Below are 14,695 nucleotides of genomic sequence, written 5' to 3'. Positions count from 1 at the left end.
GGTTTCGTCTCGCGTTCAGCCCTTGACGGAGCCGAGCATCACGCCCGAGACGAAGTACTTCTGGATGAAGGGATAGAGACAGACGATGGGCAAAATGGTGAGCAGCATGGTGACTGATTGGATATTGGCGCCGATTTGGACGGCATCCCCCGCTCCACCGGTGATCGCCTCGGTGCCGGTGGCCGACGCGATCAGATTCCGGAGATACATGGTCACCGGGAACAGGTTCTTGTCGTCGAGGTAGAGGAATGCGCCGAACCAGGCGTTCCACATGCTCACGGCGTAGAACAGGGTCATCGTCGCCAACACCGCTTTGGACAGCGGCAGCACGACTCGTCCGAGCGTTCCATACGTGGACAGGCCGTCGATGGCCGCTGCTTCTTCCAGCTCCGTCGGGAAGTTCTCGAAGAAGGACTTCATGACGAGCAGGTTGAACACCGAGATCGCACCAGGCAGCACAATCGCCCAAATGGTGTTGCGCATGCCAAGCACGTTGCCGATCAGGATGTAGTTCGGGATCATGCCGCCGGAGAAGAACATCGTGAAAACGGCAACCCCGATGAAGAAGGAGCGCCCCTTCAAATACGGCCGACTGATCGCGTACGCGTACGTTGTCGTCAGCACCATGGCGATCAACGTGCCCAGCACGGTGTACACGATGGTGTTGCGGTAGTTGATCCAGAACATCGGATCGCTCAGCACGACGATGAACGTCTCGGTGTTGAAACCGCGCGGAATGAGGTTCACCTCGCCCGCGGCGATGTATCCCTCCGAAGAGAACGCTTTCGCGAACAGGTTCAGGAACGGATACAGGATCACGCCGGTGATGATCAGGAGAACGATCACGTTGATGACGCGGAACACCCGATACCCGGTCGACTCCCTGATTGCGCCATTCTCTCGCCGCACCGATGCGATGTCGGGGGTGGCGATGGCTTCGGTCACCACAGAGATGCTCCAACCGTGCGGCGCGAAATATAGTTCGCGGAGAGGATAAGGACAAGACCGATCAGCGCCTCGAACAGTCCCACGGCCGTGCCGTAGGAGAACTGCGCGGACTGGATGCCGACGCGATACAGATAGGTCGAAATGACGTCGGCGGTCGCGTAGATCAGCGGGTTCTGCAGGAGCAGAACCTTTTCAAAACCGACGGCCATGAAAGTGCCGATGTTCAGGATCAGCAGCACCATCATGGTCGGGCGGATGCCGGGAAGAGTGATGTGCCAGGTCTGCTGCCAACGGTTGGCTCCGTCGATGCGAGCAGCTTCGTAGAGTTGATCATCAAGCGTCGACAGCGCCGCGAGGTAGAGGATCGTCCCCCATCCGACGGTCTGCCAGACCTCGGAGGTGATGTAGATGGAGCGGAACCACTCCGGCCGCTGCATGTAGGAGATCGCATCGCCGCCGAGAGCTTCCACAATCTGGTTGACCGTGCCGTTGAGAGACGTGATCTGAAGAACCAGGCCGGCGACGATCACGATCGACATGAAGTGCGGCAGGTACGAGATCGTCTGCACGATCTTCTTGAATCTGCGCGAGCGCAACTCGTTCAGCATCAACGCCAGCACGATCGGCAGCGGAAAGCAGATCAACAGCGTGAGAGCGCCCAGGATCACCGTGTTCCAGAAAACCTGCCAGAACTGAGCGTTGTTGATGAACATCTCGAAGTAGTAGAAGCCGACCCATTCATCGCCGAGCATCGATCCACCGGGGCGGAAGCGGCGGAACGCGATGATGTTTCCCACCATCGGCGCATACCGAAAGATCAGCAGAAACAGCAACGGCAGGAGCAGGAGCGAGTAGAGCTGCCAGTCTTTTCTCAGCGCTCGTTTCCACGAACGGCCAGGGCGAAGCTTCTTGTCCGCTTTGCGTCGCTGCGCCGGTGTTGGCGCGACCACGGTCGCTTTCGTGCTCAGTTCGTCAATCACCGCCATTGAATGACTCCTTTGTCTTCGCATTCTGGGCTCGGCACACGTGCCGGCGGACGCTCGTGAGTCGAGCGAGAGAAACTATCGTGGACTTCGTCGATAGCGCTTTTCAGAACGTAGACCGCGGGTGCACTGCAAGTCAAGCTAACTTTCAGAAGTAGTCAGAATTTGGCCCGTTTTATCAATGGAAAACGTTCGCAAGGTTTGCAACGTTTACGTGAATCGGTGAGTTTTACTCCCGCTGGCGCCTTGCTGATATATTTCGTCCAGAGCCCCGAATCCGCAGGTAGCAGAAACTGGTCACCGATGACTTCTCCCGTTCCCCGGCGTAACACCGGTCAGTCGACGATCGCTTCGGTCGCCGCCGAGGCCGAAGTGTCTGTGCCCACGGTCTCCAAGGTGCTCAACGGCCGACCCGGCGTATCCGACGCGACGCGGGCGCGCGTAGAAGCAGTGATGCGCGAACGCGACTTCCGCCGCAGCGCCCGCGGACCGGCACCAGCGCGTGTCCCCCTCGTGGACCTCGCCTTCCACGAGTTGTCCTCCACCTGGTCGATCGAGATCATCCGCGGGGTCGAAGCCGCGGCGGCGGACGCCGGGGCAAGTGTCGTGGTCTCAGAGTTCAGCGGCAAGCGACGGCCCCAGCAGAGCTGGATGGACGCAGTGCTCGCCCGCCGCCCCGTCGGCGTGATCCTGGTGCTGTCGGCGTTAGAGGAACAACAGCAGCACCAGCTCGAGAGCAGATCGATTCCGTTCGTCGTCCTCGACACGGCCGGTGAGCTGCCGCCCGGCGTCGCGACCGTCGGCTCCAACAACTGGAACGGCGGCCTGGTGGCCACGCGACACCTCGTTGAGCTCGGTCATCGGCGGATCGCGGTCATCTCCGGCCCCGAGGATCTGCTGTGCTCACGTGCGCGCATCGATGGCTTCCGAAGCGCCCTGGGCGCTGCGGGGCTCGCCGTGCACGAGGATCTCATCGTCCACGGAACATTTGAGATCGAAGCGGGCTATGAGCATGCTCGCCGGATGCTCGTTCGCCAGGACCGCCCGACCGCGATCTTCGCCGGCTCAGATCTGCAGGCGATCGGAGTGTTGCGCGCCGCGGCTGAGCTCGGTCTCGCTGTGCCCCGCGATCTTTCCGTGGTCGGCTACGACAACCTTCCTGTGACGCAGTGGTTCAGCCCGGCCCTGACCACCGTGAACCAGCCGCTCAAAGCCATGGCCTCAGCAGCGACCACGATGTTGATGCAGCTCGCACGCGGTGAGAAGCCAGCGTTGTCTCGCATCGATCTGGCAACTGATCTCGTGGTGAGAGAAAGCACCGCACCGCCTCTGTCAGGGAGTATTTGATGGCATATTTCGATATGGCGCTGCCCGCACTGCAGGAGTATCTGCCCGAACTGGATGAGCCGGCCGACTTGGATGCATCCTGGACGGCGACGCTCGCAGATGCTCGCCGGCATCCGACGATCGTGAGCATCGAGCAGATCGATACCGGACTCGCGATGATCGACACCTGGGATGTGACGTTTGCCGGCTACGCCGGCGACCCCATTCGTGCCTGGTACTCGCGCCCCGCCGGCGTCACGGGCACTCTGCCGGCGGTCGTCGAATACCTCGGCTACGGGCGTGGTCGAGGACTCGCGCACGAGCGCATCACCTGGGCAGCTGCCGGATACGCCCATCTGCTGATGGATTCACGGGGGCAGGGCGGTCAGTACGGCTCGGGCGGCGCTACCGCAGACCCGCACGGGGCAGCACCGGCAGCACCAGGGTTCTTGACGCGGGGCATCCTCGATACCGAAACGCACTACTACCGACGTCTCATCACCGATGCGGTGCGAGCGGTTGACGCGGTGCGCGCGCTGCCGGGCGTCGACGGTTCGCGGGTGACGCTGGTGGGTAACAGTCAAGGCGGTGGACTGGCTCTCGCAGCCGCCGGGCTATCAGATTCGCTCGCCGGATTGATCGCGAGCGTGCCGTTCCTGTGTCATCCCGCTCGCGCACTGGAGATCACGGAGCAGCACCCGTGGGGCGAGGTACTGCAGTTCCTGTCGGTGCAGCGCGGAGCCGAGGCCGAAGTGATGCGCACCCTGTCCTACGTGGATGCGGCGTCCCTGGGTCGGCGCTCTGACGCCCCCGCGCTGTTCGCGGTTGGGCTCCGCGACTCGATCTGCCCTCCGTCGACCGTGTTCGCGGCGTTCAATCACTACGGATCTCTCAGCGGGAATGAACCAGAGAAACAGATCGAGGTCTACCCGCACAATCATCATGAAGGCGGTGACGCGCATTTCGTGCGGCGATCGCTCGCAGCGGTTGCGCAGTGGGCACCGAGTCCGTTGAGCGCGGCCGCAGCCTTGGCTACAGCTCGCTGACGCTTCCCGCCTCAACGTGCCAGCGTCGGTTCGTCGTCACGGTGTCGAGCATCCGTCGATCGTGCGTCACCAGCAGCAGCGTTCCGGCATAGGACTCCAGCGCCTGCTCGAGCTGCTCGATCGCGGGCAGGTCGAGGTGGTTCGTCGGTTCGTCGAGCACGAGCAGGTTCACGCCTCTTGCCTGCAGGAGCGCCAGGGCCGCACGGGTGCGCTCCCCCGGTGAGAGTTCGTCGACCGGGCGATCGACATGGTCGGCTCGCAGGGCGAACTTCGCCAGCAGCGTGCGCACCTCACCGGACGCCATCTCCGGCACGAGTTCCTCGAAAGCCACAGCAAGCGGCTGGTGCCCTGTCAGCAGCGAACGGGCCTGATCGATCTCACCGATTCGGATGCTGGCGCCGAGGCTCGCCGTGCCGTCATCCGGTTGCTGTCGTCCGAGCAGCGCCCGCAGCAGCGTGGATTTCCCTGCGCCGTTGGGGCCGGTAATGCCGATCCGATCGCCCGCGTTCACCTGCAGCGAGACCGGGCCGAGCGTGAACGCACCCTGTGAGTAACGGGCGCCGCTGAGCGTCGACACCACGGAACTCGAACGCGGCGCCGCTCCGATGGTGAATTCGAGCTGCCACTCTTTACGCGGCTCTTCGACCTCGTCGAGCCGAGCGATGCGGCTCTCCATCTGCCTGACTTTCTGCGCCTGCTTCTCACTGGATTCTGTCGATGCCCGGCGTCTGATCTTGTCGTTGTCCGGAGCCTTTCGCATCGCATTTCGCACGCCCTGGCTCGACCATTCCCGTTGCGTGCGCGCACGTGAGACGAGATCGGCCTTCTTGTCTGCAAACTCGTCGTACTTCTCACGCTGATGACGACGCAGCGTTGCCCGCTCTTCCAGATACGAATCGTATCCACCGCCGTAGATGCGATTACTTCCCTGTGCGAGATCGAGTTCCAACACCCGCGTCACACAGCGCGCCAGGAACTCGCGGTCGTGGCTGACGAGAACGACGCCGCCGCGCAGGCCGCGCACGAACGCCTCCAAACGTTCCAGCCCATCCAGGTCGAGGTCGTTGGTGGGCTCGTCCAGGAGGACGATATCGAAGCGCGAAAGAAGCAGCGCGGCCAGTCCGACACGGGCGGCCTGACCCCCGGAGAGCGAAGTCATCGCAGCCTCTGTGAGCTGCGTGTCGCCCGATTCGAGCCCCAGATCGGCGAGCACTGCCGGGATGCGCTCTTCCAGATCTGCGGCGCCGCTGGCAAGCCAGCGCTCCAGTGCCGTCGAATAAACATCGGCTGGGTCTGCCCCACCGGCATCCGCTCCTGTTGTATCGCCGAGAGCAGCGGCGGCGGCATCCATGTCTCTGGTCGCCTGTGCGCATCCGGTGCGCCGACCGATGTATTCGGCGACCGTCTCCCCCACGATGCGCTCGTGCTCCTGTGGCAACCACCCGACGAAGGCATCCGCTGGCGACAGCGCGATCGTACCTTCCTGGGGCTCATCGATGCCCGCGAGCAGACGAAGCAGCGTGGATTTTCCCGCACCGTTGGCGCCGACCACACCGATCACGTCGCCGGCGGCAACTGTCAGATCCAGCCCATCGAACAGTGTGCGGTGGCCGTATCCGCCGGCAAGGTCTTGAGCGACGAGCGTTGCAGTCATTGCTCAATCCTTGCATCGCTTCGGCGCTCGGATGCTAACGTCCTGTCTGTGTCTGATCTCAATGACTGGATCCGTCTCTGCAACCTCGTGGACGACGACCCTGAACTTCTTCCCACTGTGCGATCTGCCGCCGCGAGCGGTGACGATGAAGCGTGGGTAGCGCTGCTGGACGGCCTCGATGACGCGGGGGCTCTCGCGTATCTGGATCGGGGTGACACCGCTGTCGAACTCGCCGATGCGCTGGCCCAGCTTCCCCGCGTCTTCGCCTCCGGTGCTGAGGTCGATGAAGTCGGTGATGTGGACGGGCCTCTGCCTGTTGCGATCGCTCGAGCAGACAGCATCCTGGCTCCTTTCGGGCTTCGTGCGGTGTATCTCGAAGAAGACGCCGAGTCTTTTCCTCTGGTTGTCGTGCCGGCGTCGAATGCGGCTGAGATTCTCGAGATCGCAGAGCGGCTGGGCTTCACCGCACGCGTGTTCTCCTGATCGGATGCTGTAGCAGACTGATCAGATGGATGATCTGCACGTGCCACCAGGGCCGGGTGCTCCGCACGGGCTGCGCATACCCGCAGCTGACCTGGTCGAGCAGTTCTCTCATGCTTCGGGCCCGGGCGGCCAGGGGGTCAACACCACCGACTCTCGGGTTCAACTCAGCTTCGATATCGCAACGACGATGGCGTTGAGCGACGTTCAACGTCGACGTGTGCTGATGAGACTTGCCGAGCGGCTTTCCGGCTCGGTGCTCACCATCACTGCGGCGGAGCACCGGTCGCAACGCCGCAATCGCGTTGCGGCGAGAGAGCGGCTGAGCGCTCTGCTGCGTGATGCGATCGCGCCGGAGGCCGTACGCCGTGCGACCAAACCGACCAGAGGCTCGCAACGTCGCCGGTTGGACGGTAAACGCCAGCGGTCTGAGACGAAGGCGGCACGCCGACGACCGGGATTCCCGGACTGATGGCGCGAACGTCAGTTCTGAGCGAAGCGTCCGCGCAGTGCGTCGATGCCCTGTTGCGCGCCACGCCGAACGTCGACTTCCGGATCCTTCAGCAGCGGTCGCATCCGGTCGATGTCGTCGAGTGATCCGACCGCGCCGAGGGCTCGGACCGCCGCGACGCGGACGCGTGGCACGGTGTCGGTGAGTAGACGTGCGAGAGCCGATGCCGCTGCCAGTTCACGCGCGGCAGCGACGCGCGCAGCCATCTCGCGTACGCGCCAGGCCGGGTTGCTCAGGGCATCAAACACGGCCGGTGCTGCCGAGTCTTCCCAGACGTAGAGCAGAGCGCGAAGGCCCCACAGCTCCGGCCAGTAGAGAACGGGGGCGCCATCGAGGATGCCCTTTGCATGCTCTCCTCCGACGAAGAGCAGGAAGTCTTCGCCCTCGTTGTTGCCGGCGAGCAGAGAAAGCGAGCGTTCGATCACACCGGCCTCGGTGTATCGCTCGACCGCAGCCGCCAGTCGTCGTTCAAGGGGCAGATCGACAGGAATGGAGGCGGAGTCATCCGCAGAGTTTCGAGGCACAGATCAACCCTAGGCTCTCAGCAGCATTCCTGCGAGACGCGGAGAGTCAATCCCAGTCGAGATACTCCTCGATGATGACGGCGGTCTCGATCGGGTGCGTCGCCGGGAACAGATGATCGGCACCGCTAACGGTTTTGATGCTGGCGCGCTCTGGCGCGGTGGCCTGCAGCTTCTCAGCATCCGCAAACAGGTTTTTCTTGTCCTCGGATGCCTGAACGATCAGAACCGGGATTGCCGGGGCAAGCGGAATCTGCTCGTCTTCGACTCCGAGCAGCAAGAGACCGTTCACACGGTCACCGTGTGTCGCAGCGAAAACTCGGGCCACGGTACCGCCGGCCCCGTACCCGCCGATCCAGGTGTCTGCGAGTTCGAGGTGGTCGATCACCGCAAGGGTGGCTGCCACACGGTCGCTCATGGGCACGTCGACGCCGTTCGACTGACCACGAGATTCGATTCGGACGACGTGGAAGCCTGCTTCCTCTGCCAGGTAATGCGAAACGACTCCCAGCCCGTCTGCGTCCAGATCTCGGTCTGAGATCAGCACCAGCGACACCGGGCCTTCGCCTTCGTCGATATACGGCACGACATGGCGTTCCGTTTCAAAGATGCGCTTGTGCGTCACTGTCGTCTGTCCTCCTGTGTCGTCGATTCATTCCACCACCGCTGCGAGCGAAAGGGAACGCCACCACGTTACCGGTTGGGGATCGGCGTGGAACCGTGCGCGAGACACGTACAGTCAAAGAAGGAGCTGATTTTGGTTCCCCAATGATGGGAGTCCGGATGTCCGGCACTACTCAACCTTCCGCTCACGCCCCCACCGACTTGCTCACCCTCGGGTTGCTCGCGGGCTCGTCGATGGAGAACGAACGGCGACTTCCCGTACATCCCCACCACTTGGACCGGATCGATCCAGACGTGCGCGCGCGGATGATTGTCGAGCGTGGCTACGGCTCTGACTTCCAGCTGGAACCTGGTTACGTCGAGTCACGCGTCGGCCGGATCGCGGAACGATCCGAAGTGCTCGAATCTGCTGATGTCCTCCTTCTACCCAAGCCACAAGCTGCGGATGTGGCGATGATCCCGGAGGGCCGTGTGCTGTGGGGATGGCCGCACTGCGTGCAGGATGCGGAGATGACGCAGACGGCGATCGATCGCCGGCTCACACTAATCGCCTTCGAGGCGATGAACCATTGGGCTCCAGGCGGAGATCTCAGCCTGCACGTGTTCCACAAGAACAATGAGTTGGCCGGCTACAGCTCGGTACTGCACGCTTTGAGCTTGATCGGCTCGACGGGTGATTATGGGCCTCGTCTCAGCGCGGTTGTCATCGGCTTCGGCGCCACGGCACGAGGTGCCGTGACGGCGCTGAACGCGCAGGGGATCCACGACATCCAGATTCTCACCCAGCGTGGTGTCGCAGCCGTCGCTTCACCAATTCACAGCGCGCACATCGCCCAGCTCAACACCGACGGCGGCGCGACCCATCTCAGTGAGGTCCTCACACAGAGCGGCAACGTCCTGCTCCCAGAGTTTCTGGCATCGCACGACATCGTCGTCAACTGCACTTTCCAGGACGTCGCTGCGCCGTTGACCTATCTGAGGACAGCGGACCTGGAGCATTTCGCTGCGGGAAGCCTAATCATCGACGTTTCGTGCGACCTGGGCATGGGTTTCGAGTGGGCACGGCCCACCACATTCGAGGAGCCGATGTTCACCGTCGGTCACGGTGTGAACTACTACGCCGTCGACCACAGCCCGTCGTACCTGTGGAACTCATCCACCTGGGAGGTCAGCGAGGCCATCCTGCCGTTCATGCGAACGGTCATGGAAGGGCCGTCCGCATGGGCGACGAATGTCACCCTCTCCCGCGCGATCGAGATCCAGGACGGCGTCATCAAGAATCCGAGCATCCTGAGTTTTCAGAATCGCAGTTCGGACTATCCGCACGCGCTAGCCGTCTCGGCGCCCTAGTTCTGATCCGCCTTGCTCCGCGTTCGTGCTGGCTCTAGCACCGGCAACGCGACGATCGTGCAAACATTGGGTGCGGACAACGTGGGTAATCCGCAACGGCAGCTCTCAGAAGGGATGAATATGGCACAGGATTTCGGGATCATCATCTCCCAGGGCCGCGTTGCGGACCGCACGGATGGTGCGCTGCGAGGAGCGCTCGCGGCCGGGGATGCGTTGAGCGCCTACCTCGATCGCACTCCGGTCATCGTCGGGACGCCTTCTCCAGCAACGGTAGACGACTGGAGTGTCGCGCTTCCCGCTGCACGGCAGACGTTGGAGGGCCTGCGGGATGCCGTCAGCGCTGTCCTGGATGCCGGTCAGGTGCCGCTTCTTCTGACCAACACGTGCGCTGCGAGCTTGGGAACACTGCCGACAGTCGCGGCCCGTCAGCCCGGAGCGGTCGTGCTGTGGATCGATGCCCATGGAGACTTCAACACCCCGGAGAGCACCGGCTCCGGATACCTCGGTGGAATGGTACTCGCGGCCGCATGCGGGCTGTGGGACAGCGGCCACGGCGCAGGTCTGAATCCGGAGCAGGTCATCGTCGTGGGTGGACGCGATATTGACCAGATCGAGGGTGATCTCCTGGTAGAAGCCGGCGTTCGCGTGCTGCCTCCGAGTGAAAGCACTCCGGCACGCGTGGCGGAGCTGGTAGCCGGCCGTGACGTGTGGATCCATGTCGACTGGGATGTGCTCGAGCCGGGTTATATCCCCGCGGCATACCGCGTGCCGGACGGGTTGCTGCCGCATCAGATCGCTGACATCTTCGCGGCGCTCCCGGCGGATCGCGTCAAGGGCGTGGAACTCGCAGAGTTCGAATACGGTGCTCCCGAAGTCCCGTCACCGGTCAGCATCGAACTCATTCTCGAGACATTCCAGGCTCTGCGGCGCTGAGACGAGGTGGCCGCTGCCTCAGATGCGTCGGTTGCGTCGGCGCTAGATGACAGCCACGATCTTGCCGCGCGTATGGCGCGCACGCATTCCGGTTAGCGCTGCATCAATTCCATCGAGACCGATGACCTGTGCGATCGGCACCACAAGACGGCCGGCGGCCACTCGGTCAAGCAGGTCGGTCAGCATGATGCTGAGGTCGCGGCGGTGGCGATCTTCGCCGTGGCTGTAAGCGGCACCAAGAGAAATTTCGTGAACCGATGGCGAGATGCCGAAAGACGGAATCGCGTGCAGATCCGGCAGACCTGCGATGCAGGCGATGCCACCGGCATACCTCAGCATGGCGAGGTGGCGCGTGGCGCTTGCTGAGCTGACGGCGTCCACGATTGCATCGAGACCGCGGCCATCATTGGCAGCACGAATTTGTTCGGCTGCATCTGCGGCGCGGGAATCGATGATGGCGGCGGCTCCGAGGCGCATGACATCCTCATGCCCGTGCGAGGCAAGTGCAATAACGTGCGCACCGGCCTGCGCGGCAAGCTGCACGGCGAATCCGCCAACTCCCCCGGTGGCTCCAGTAATGAGGACGCTCTGCCCCGAACGGACAGTGAGCCTGCGGTGTACGGCTTGATACGCAGTCATGCCGGCGCACGGAACGGCTGCTGCCTGGGTAAAAGAGACGCCGTCGGGGATCCGTGCCAGAACTTCCGCGCGGAATATGGCGAACTGTGCCGCCGCACCGGGAGCGCGGAGGTCGCCGTGAGCGGCGACTCGATCACCAACGCGCCACTCGGTCACGCCATCACCGATCGCGTCGACGACACCTGCTGCGTCCAAGATCGGCACGTGCGGCCAGGACCACTCCGCGTTTCCCGACGCGACAAGGTCTGCATCCACAGGATTCAGGCCGACCGCTTCAACCTTGATCCGCACGTGACCAGGACCCGTTTGCGGGATAGCTGAATCGACCAACGCAAGCGGCACTCCGGCCCGCTTCTGCGCAAGAGAAAGCATCGTGATGCCATCTTATACAGCCGGATGACGCTAGCCCTCAGGCTGGCTGCGTGATGCAGAGCTGCTCGCGGCCCCGTCGGCAGGCGGATCCGCGTCGTTCAGTTCCTCACTAGTGCTCGCGCGCGCCAGCGACCGGCGCGGTGCTCGAGCTCGATCGGGTGCTCGGAGCACCCGCTCACCAGCTCGGTCGTCAGCAGGCAGCCAAGAGACACGCCTCAGTCGCCCGCCATCGCCCGCAGCGCCGCGAGGTGCGCGTCGAAAGCCCGGCGACCCTGTGCGGTGAGTTTGACTGTGGTCGTCTGGCGCGCGTCCGCTCGCTGAGGCGAGGCCTGCTTACTCGTGACGAGATAGCCAATTTCGACGAGGTTTCTCACGGTCTTCGACAGGTTTGCCTCGCTGAGCTCTAGCGTCGCGGCAATCGCGGCGAAATCCGCATTGGCGAGCGGGCGCAGCATTGCACACAGACGCAGCCGGGTTGGCGCGTGGATCGCCTCGTCAAAGCGGGGTTCAGCCCGCATGGCGCACCTCGGCAGCATACGCGCGGTCATACGCCACGACGATGAGCGCGGTGGCGACGCCCGCGGCCACCGCGACGGCAACCACCCATCCGGTCAGACCGAACAGCGCGAATCCCAGGCTGAGTACAACCGAGAAGAAGGAGATCAAGAAGAGCGGAACCAACAACCACCACCCGCGAGGACCAGCCGGTCGGGTAATGCCGAAGCCACTGCGCTTACGAAAGAGCACCTCAACGCCGACGAACACCCCCACGCTGAGCACAAAGGGCAACCACGCCCATGCCAGCCCGGCCGCGGGGGCCGCGATGATAAGCGCCACTCCCAACCCCTGCGCAGGTGCAGCCCACCAGGTTTCGGCCGTGATCCGTTCGCCGATTCGGCCACGGTCAGTGCTGAGATCCTCGAGCACGGATGCAGCGTCACGCTGATTCTCGAAATGACTTTCCATGCGGTTGAGTCAATCACTCAACCATTAGTTAAGCAACTTCGCACCCATGCCAGGAGATCGATCGATGCATGGCGGAAACTGATGGCGGTGCCGACTGGATGTTCGGCCGGCAGGAACTGCACGCCACTGTGGGCATCCGGGCGGCCGCTGAGCGGCGGACAGCGATCGGCTCAGTATGTGAGGAAAGAGGACGACTGAGCACGTTGCGCAGCCGTCGCTCCGGAGTTCAGATCCACACACCAACTCGGATACACCCGGAAGCCACGTTTGCCTGGCCACACTCCCGACGTGATGCCCAGCCGGGCGAGATCCGCAGCGGTGAACCGAAAGACGCCGCGTCTGCCCAGTTGCTCCACGAAGACCAGCAGCCCCGCGGCAGGATCATCTTCACTGAACGGGGTCGTCACTCCATCAGCGCCTCGCCTCCAGAAGGCGACGAATGCACCCGGTTTGGTTGGAGTGTTCCGCGCAGTTCGAATATGCCATGAGTCGCGGTCGATCTGCACGATTCCCGACTCGTAGTCGCTGTTCTGCTCCTCCGGCGCAATCGCGAGAGCGAACCCCATCTCAGCAGCGTATGCCTCGAAGGCAGGAAAGTTCACGCGACAACACTATCGCTTGAGATTGCGCCGTTCTTCCGCCAGGATCCCACCGAACCCTCCGCACAAGATGCCACCCTATGCCGGCCGGGTACTGCGCGACGCAAGCAAGCACCCAGAGCAGAGACGATCAAACATTGAAGCGAAATTCCACCGAGTTCCGGCACGGAGCACCCCCTGGGTCCGTGCCCTAAGACCCCGTGTCGGAACAGCCCCGCGGAGCGAAAGGGCGCGGCCTATACTCAAGCCATGAGGAACGAGATATCGTTCACGACCTCCGCAGACGGCACGAATATTGCGTGGTCCCGTCACGGCGAAGGGCCACCGCTTGTGCGAACGGGTACCTGGCTCACGCACCTCGAATATGACTGGTCTAGCCCGGTGTGGAGTCACTGGCTGGAGACGCTTGGCCAGCACTTCAGTTACATCCGCTACGACGCCCGCGGCAACGGGCTGTCAGACCGTAATCCGAGCGATTACAGTCTGCCTGCAATGCTGGCAGACCTTGAAGCAGTCGTGGATGCCGCGCGGCTTCCGAGCTTTGCCCTGTTAGGTATGTCGCAGGGCGGCGCCGTGGCCGCGGAGTACGCGCAGCGCCACCCGGAACGGGTCAGTCATCTCATCCTGCTGGGCGCATACGGCCGAGGCATAATGGCGCGGAACCCTGGCGCGGCGGTTCGTGAGGAGATGAAGCTCGAGCGCCAGATGATCAAGGTGGGCTGGGGGCGCGCTGACCCAATTTATCGCCGCGTCTTCACCTCTTCATTCATTCCCGGCGCGAGCGAGACGCAGATGCGTTGGTTCGATGACCTTCAACGTTTGTCGATGACGCCGGAGGCTGCCCTAGCCAGCAGCATCGCCAGAGCGAGTGTTGACGTGAGTGCCTCCGCATCCGCTGTTACCGCCCGCACTCTCGTGTTGCACGCGGATGGAGACCGCGTTGTCCCGTTTGAGGAAGGACGGCGGTTAGCGGGCCTCATCCCCAGCGCCAGGCTCGTCTGTTTGCACGGGAAGAACCACATTCTATTGGCCGATGAGCCCGCCTGGGGTGAGTTCGTCGAAGAAGTGACTGCTTTCGTCGGCGCAGCGGCAGTTAACCCTCCGACCGCTGGCCTGACGAGCCGTGAACTTGAGGTAGTGCGCCTTGTTGCCCAGGGATTGAGCAACCACGAGTGCAGCAGCCGACTGTCGATGAGCACGCGAACCGTCGAACGCCACCTCTCCAACGTCTATGCGAAGCTCTCGCTCTCGGGTAAGTCAGCGAGAGCTGCAGTCGCTGCACGGCTGACCGAACTGGAACGCGACGCGCTAGACGCGTGAGCAGTGGGTGGTTCCCGACATCCGCGCCCAGAATACGCGCGAAATGTGGCGGATATCACCGATGCGACCACCCCGGCATCGGCCTAGCGTGAAATCAGTTACACAAACCGCAAATCCACACTCTAGGAGGACGACATGCCATTCATCAACGTCAAGATCATCGAAGGCGTATTCACGTCAGAACAGAAGCACGAGATCATCAAGAATCTCACCGACACCATGGTGCAGATCGAGGGCGAGAATATGCGCTCCGTGACCTCGTGCGTGATCGAGGAGGTCGGCAGCGGTGACTGGGGAATCGCCGGGAAGCCTCTGACCACTGAGGACGTGATGACCCTCGCCCGCGGCGCGGCCGTCGGTTGAACGCCAGTTGATCGCAAAGGAGCGCCGTCCGCCTGCGAACGGCGCTCTGACGTCGCTGCT

17 protein-coding genes are annotated in these 14,695 nt (G+C 63.0%); 8 read left to right on the top strand and 9 right to left on the bottom strand.

Annotated features, from left to right (window positions below):
• Positions 1 to 15: 15 nt before the first annotated feature.
• Positions 16 to 948, bottom strand: a complete 933-nt coding sequence (locus ACW5CM_RS03575; protein WP_438253402.1) for a carbohydrate ABC transporter permease — start codon at positions 946 to 948, stop codon at positions 16 to 18.
• Positions 942 to 1,934, bottom strand: coding sequence for an ABC transporter permease (locus ACW5CM_RS03570; RefSeq protein ID WP_438253401.1), 993 nt, complete (start codon positions 1,932 to 1,934; stop codon positions 942 to 944). The genes ACW5CM_RS03575 and ACW5CM_RS03570 overlap by 7 nt, the downstream gene beginning before the upstream one ends.
• A gap of 300 nt (positions 1,935 to 2,234) precedes the next feature.
• Between ACW5CM_RS03570 and ACW5CM_RS03565 the strand changes: the two genes are divergently transcribed.
• Together ACW5CM_RS03565 and ACW5CM_RS03560 are read left to right on the top strand one after the other, a co-directional pair.
• A complete protein-coding gene (locus tag ACW5CM_RS03565; protein WP_438253400.1) occupies positions 2,235 to 3,278 on the top strand; it encodes a LacI family DNA-binding transcriptional regulator in 1,044 nt (347 codons plus the stop codon).
• Positions 3,278 to 4,303, top strand: coding sequence for an acetylxylan esterase (locus ACW5CM_RS03560; RefSeq protein WP_439254943.1), 1,026 nt, complete (start codon positions 3,278 to 3,280; stop codon positions 4,301 to 4,303). Before ACW5CM_RS03565 ends, ACW5CM_RS03560 begins: the two co-directional genes overlap by 1 nt.
• On the opposite strand, the gene ACW5CM_RS03555 is transcribed toward ACW5CM_RS03560, so the two are convergent.
• Positions 4,290 to 5,957: an ABC-F family ATP-binding cassette domain-containing protein gene (locus tag ACW5CM_RS03555; protein WP_438253398.1), complete on the bottom strand. Its 1,668-nt coding sequence runs from the start codon at positions 5,955 to 5,957 to the stop codon at positions 4,290 to 4,292. The two genes, ACW5CM_RS03560 and ACW5CM_RS03555, sit on opposite strands and share 14 nt — an antisense overlap.
• Positions 5,958 to 6,005: 48 nt before the next feature.
• On the opposite strand from ACW5CM_RS03555, the gene ACW5CM_RS03550 reads away from it, so the two are divergent.
• Together ACW5CM_RS03550 and arfB are read left to right on the top strand one after the other, a co-directional pair.
• The gene (locus ACW5CM_RS03550) at positions 6,006 to 6,440 is read left to right on the top strand and encodes a DUF6630 family protein (protein ID WP_457124198.1); all 435 of its coding nucleotides are present in this window, start codon (positions 6,006 to 6,008) and stop codon (positions 6,438 to 6,440) included.
• Positions 6,441 to 6,465: 25 nt separating this feature from the next.
• The gene (arfB, locus tag ACW5CM_RS03545) at positions 6,466 to 6,909 is read left to right on the top strand and encodes an alternative ribosome rescue aminoacyl-tRNA hydrolase ArfB (protein WP_457124197.1); all 444 of its coding nucleotides are present in this window, start codon (positions 6,466 to 6,468) and stop codon (positions 6,907 to 6,909) included.
• A gap of 11 nt (positions 6,910 to 6,920) precedes the next feature.
• Here arfB and ACW5CM_RS03540 read toward each other — a convergent pair whose 3' ends face one another.
• Both ACW5CM_RS03540 and ACW5CM_RS03535 read right to left on the bottom strand, forming a co-directional pair.
• The gene (locus tag ACW5CM_RS03540) at positions 6,921 to 7,472 is read right to left on the bottom strand and encodes a HEAT repeat domain-containing protein (protein ID WP_438253395.1); all 552 of its coding nucleotides are present in this window, start codon (positions 7,470 to 7,472) and stop codon (positions 6,921 to 6,923) included.
• 46 nt (positions 7,473 to 7,518) lie between these two features.
• A complete protein-coding gene (locus tag ACW5CM_RS03535) occupies positions 7,519 to 8,094 on the bottom strand; it encodes an alpha/beta fold hydrolase (protein WP_438253394.1) in 576 nt (191 codons plus the stop codon).
• 158 nt (positions 8,095 to 8,252) lie between these two features.
• Here ACW5CM_RS03535 and ACW5CM_RS03530 point away from each other — a divergent pair, with 158 nt between their 5' ends.
• Both ACW5CM_RS03530 and ACW5CM_RS03525 read left to right on the top strand, forming a co-directional pair.
• Positions 8,253 to 9,443 carry a N(5)-(carboxyethyl)ornithine synthase gene (locus ACW5CM_RS03530; protein WP_457124196.1) on the top strand — a complete coding sequence of 397 codons (1,191 nt, stop codon included), beginning with the start codon at positions 8,253 to 8,255 and terminating at the stop codon, positions 9,441 to 9,443.
• A 120-nt stretch (positions 9,444 to 9,563) separates the two neighbouring features.
• Complete coding sequence (locus tag ACW5CM_RS03525; protein WP_457124195.1) at positions 9,564 to 10,376, top strand: arginase family protein; 813 nt, start codon at positions 9,564 to 9,566, stop codon at positions 10,374 to 10,376.
• A gap of 42 nt (positions 10,377 to 10,418) precedes the next feature.
• Here the strand turns inward: ACW5CM_RS03525 and ACW5CM_RS03520 are convergent, their stop codons facing one another.
• The 4 genes from ACW5CM_RS03520 to ACW5CM_RS03505 form a co-directional block, all read right to left on the bottom strand.
• On the bottom strand, positions 10,419 to 11,387 hold the full coding sequence (locus ACW5CM_RS03520) for a zinc-binding dehydrogenase (RefSeq protein ID WP_457124194.1): 969 nt from the start codon (positions 11,385 to 11,387) through the stop codon (positions 10,419 to 10,421).
• Between the two features lie 215 nt (positions 11,388 to 11,602).
• Entirely contained in the window at positions 11,603 to 11,905 is a 303-nt protein-coding gene (locus ACW5CM_RS03515) for a transcriptional regulator (RefSeq protein WP_438253390.1), read from the bottom strand.
• Positions 11,895 to 12,353: a hypothetical protein gene (locus ACW5CM_RS03510; protein ID WP_457124193.1), complete on the bottom strand. Its 459-nt coding sequence runs from the start codon at positions 12,351 to 12,353 to the stop codon at positions 11,895 to 11,897. Before ACW5CM_RS03510 ends, ACW5CM_RS03515 begins: the two co-directional genes overlap by 11 nt.
• Positions 12,354 to 12,523: 170 nt before the next feature.
• Positions 12,524 to 12,955 carry a MepB family protein gene (locus ACW5CM_RS03505; protein ID WP_438253388.1) on the bottom strand — a complete coding sequence of 144 codons (432 nt, stop codon included), beginning with the start codon at positions 12,953 to 12,955 and terminating at the stop codon, positions 12,524 to 12,526.
• Positions 12,956 to 13,201: 246 nt separating this feature from the next.
• Here ACW5CM_RS03505 and ACW5CM_RS03500 point away from each other — a divergent pair, with 246 nt between their 5' ends.
• Both ACW5CM_RS03500 and ACW5CM_RS03495 read left to right on the top strand, forming a co-directional pair.
• Positions 13,202 to 14,272: an alpha/beta fold hydrolase gene (locus ACW5CM_RS03500; RefSeq protein ID WP_438253387.1), complete on the top strand. Its 1,071-nt coding sequence runs from the start codon at positions 13,202 to 13,204 to the stop codon at positions 14,270 to 14,272.
• A 135-nt stretch (positions 14,273 to 14,407) separates the two neighbouring features.
• Positions 14,408 to 14,635, top strand: coding sequence for a tautomerase family protein (locus ACW5CM_RS03495; RefSeq protein ID WP_438253386.1), 228 nt, complete (start codon positions 14,408 to 14,410; stop codon positions 14,633 to 14,635).
• The last annotated feature ends 60 nt before the right edge of the window (positions 14,636 to 14,695 follow it).

The sequence above is a fragment of the Microbacterium wangyouchuni genome (assembly GCF_054072595.1).
Note: the sequence above shows the minus strand (reverse complement) of the source record. Positions and strands in the feature narration are given on the sequence as shown.

Excerpts from the sequence above, each read along its gene's own strand:
- ACW5CM_RS03515 (WP_438253390.1), bottom strand. The coding sequence starts at position 11,905 with ATGCGGGCTGAACCCCGCTTTGACGAGGCGATCCACGCGCCAACCCGG.
- ACW5CM_RS03570 (WP_438253401.1), bottom strand. The coding sequence starts at position 1,934 with ATGGCGGTGATTGACGAACTGAGCACGAAAGCGACCGTGGTCGCGCCA.
- ACW5CM_RS03560 (WP_439254943.1), top strand. The coding sequence starts at position 3,278 with ATGGCATATTTCGATATGGCGCTGCCCGCACTGCAGGAGTATCTGCCC.
- ACW5CM_RS03525 (WP_457124195.1), top strand. The coding sequence starts at position 9,564 with ATGGCACAGGATTTCGGGATCATCATCTCCCAGGGCCGCGTTGCGGAC.
- ACW5CM_RS03500 (WP_438253387.1), top strand. The coding sequence starts at position 13,202 with ATGAGGAACGAGATATCGTTCACGACCTCCGCAGACGGCACGAATATT.
- ACW5CM_RS03555 (WP_438253398.1), bottom strand. The coding sequence starts at position 5,957 with ATGACTGCAACGCTCGTCGCTCAAGACCTTGCCGGCGGATACGGCCAC.
- ACW5CM_RS03520 (WP_457124194.1), bottom strand. The coding sequence starts at position 11,387 with ATGCTTTCTCTTGCGCAGAAGCGGGCCGGAGTGCCGCTTGCGTTGGTC.
- arfB (WP_457124197.1), top strand. The coding sequence starts at position 6,466 with ATGGATGATCTGCACGTGCCACCAGGGCCGGGTGCTCCGCACGGGCTG.
- ACW5CM_RS03495 (WP_438253386.1), top strand. The coding sequence starts at position 14,408 with ATGCCATTCATCAACGTCAAGATCATCGAAGGCGTATTCACGTCAGAA.
- ACW5CM_RS03565 (WP_438253400.1), top strand. The coding sequence starts at position 2,235 with ATGACTTCTCCCGTTCCCCGGCGTAACACCGGTCAGTCGACGATCGCT.
- ACW5CM_RS03530 (WP_457124196.1), top strand. The coding sequence starts at position 8,253 with ATGTCCGGCACTACTCAACCTTCCGCTCACGCCCCCACCGACTTGCTC.
- ACW5CM_RS03510 (WP_457124193.1), bottom strand. The coding sequence starts at position 12,353 with ATGGAAAGTCATTTCGAGAATCAGCGTGACGCTGCATCCGTGCTCGAG.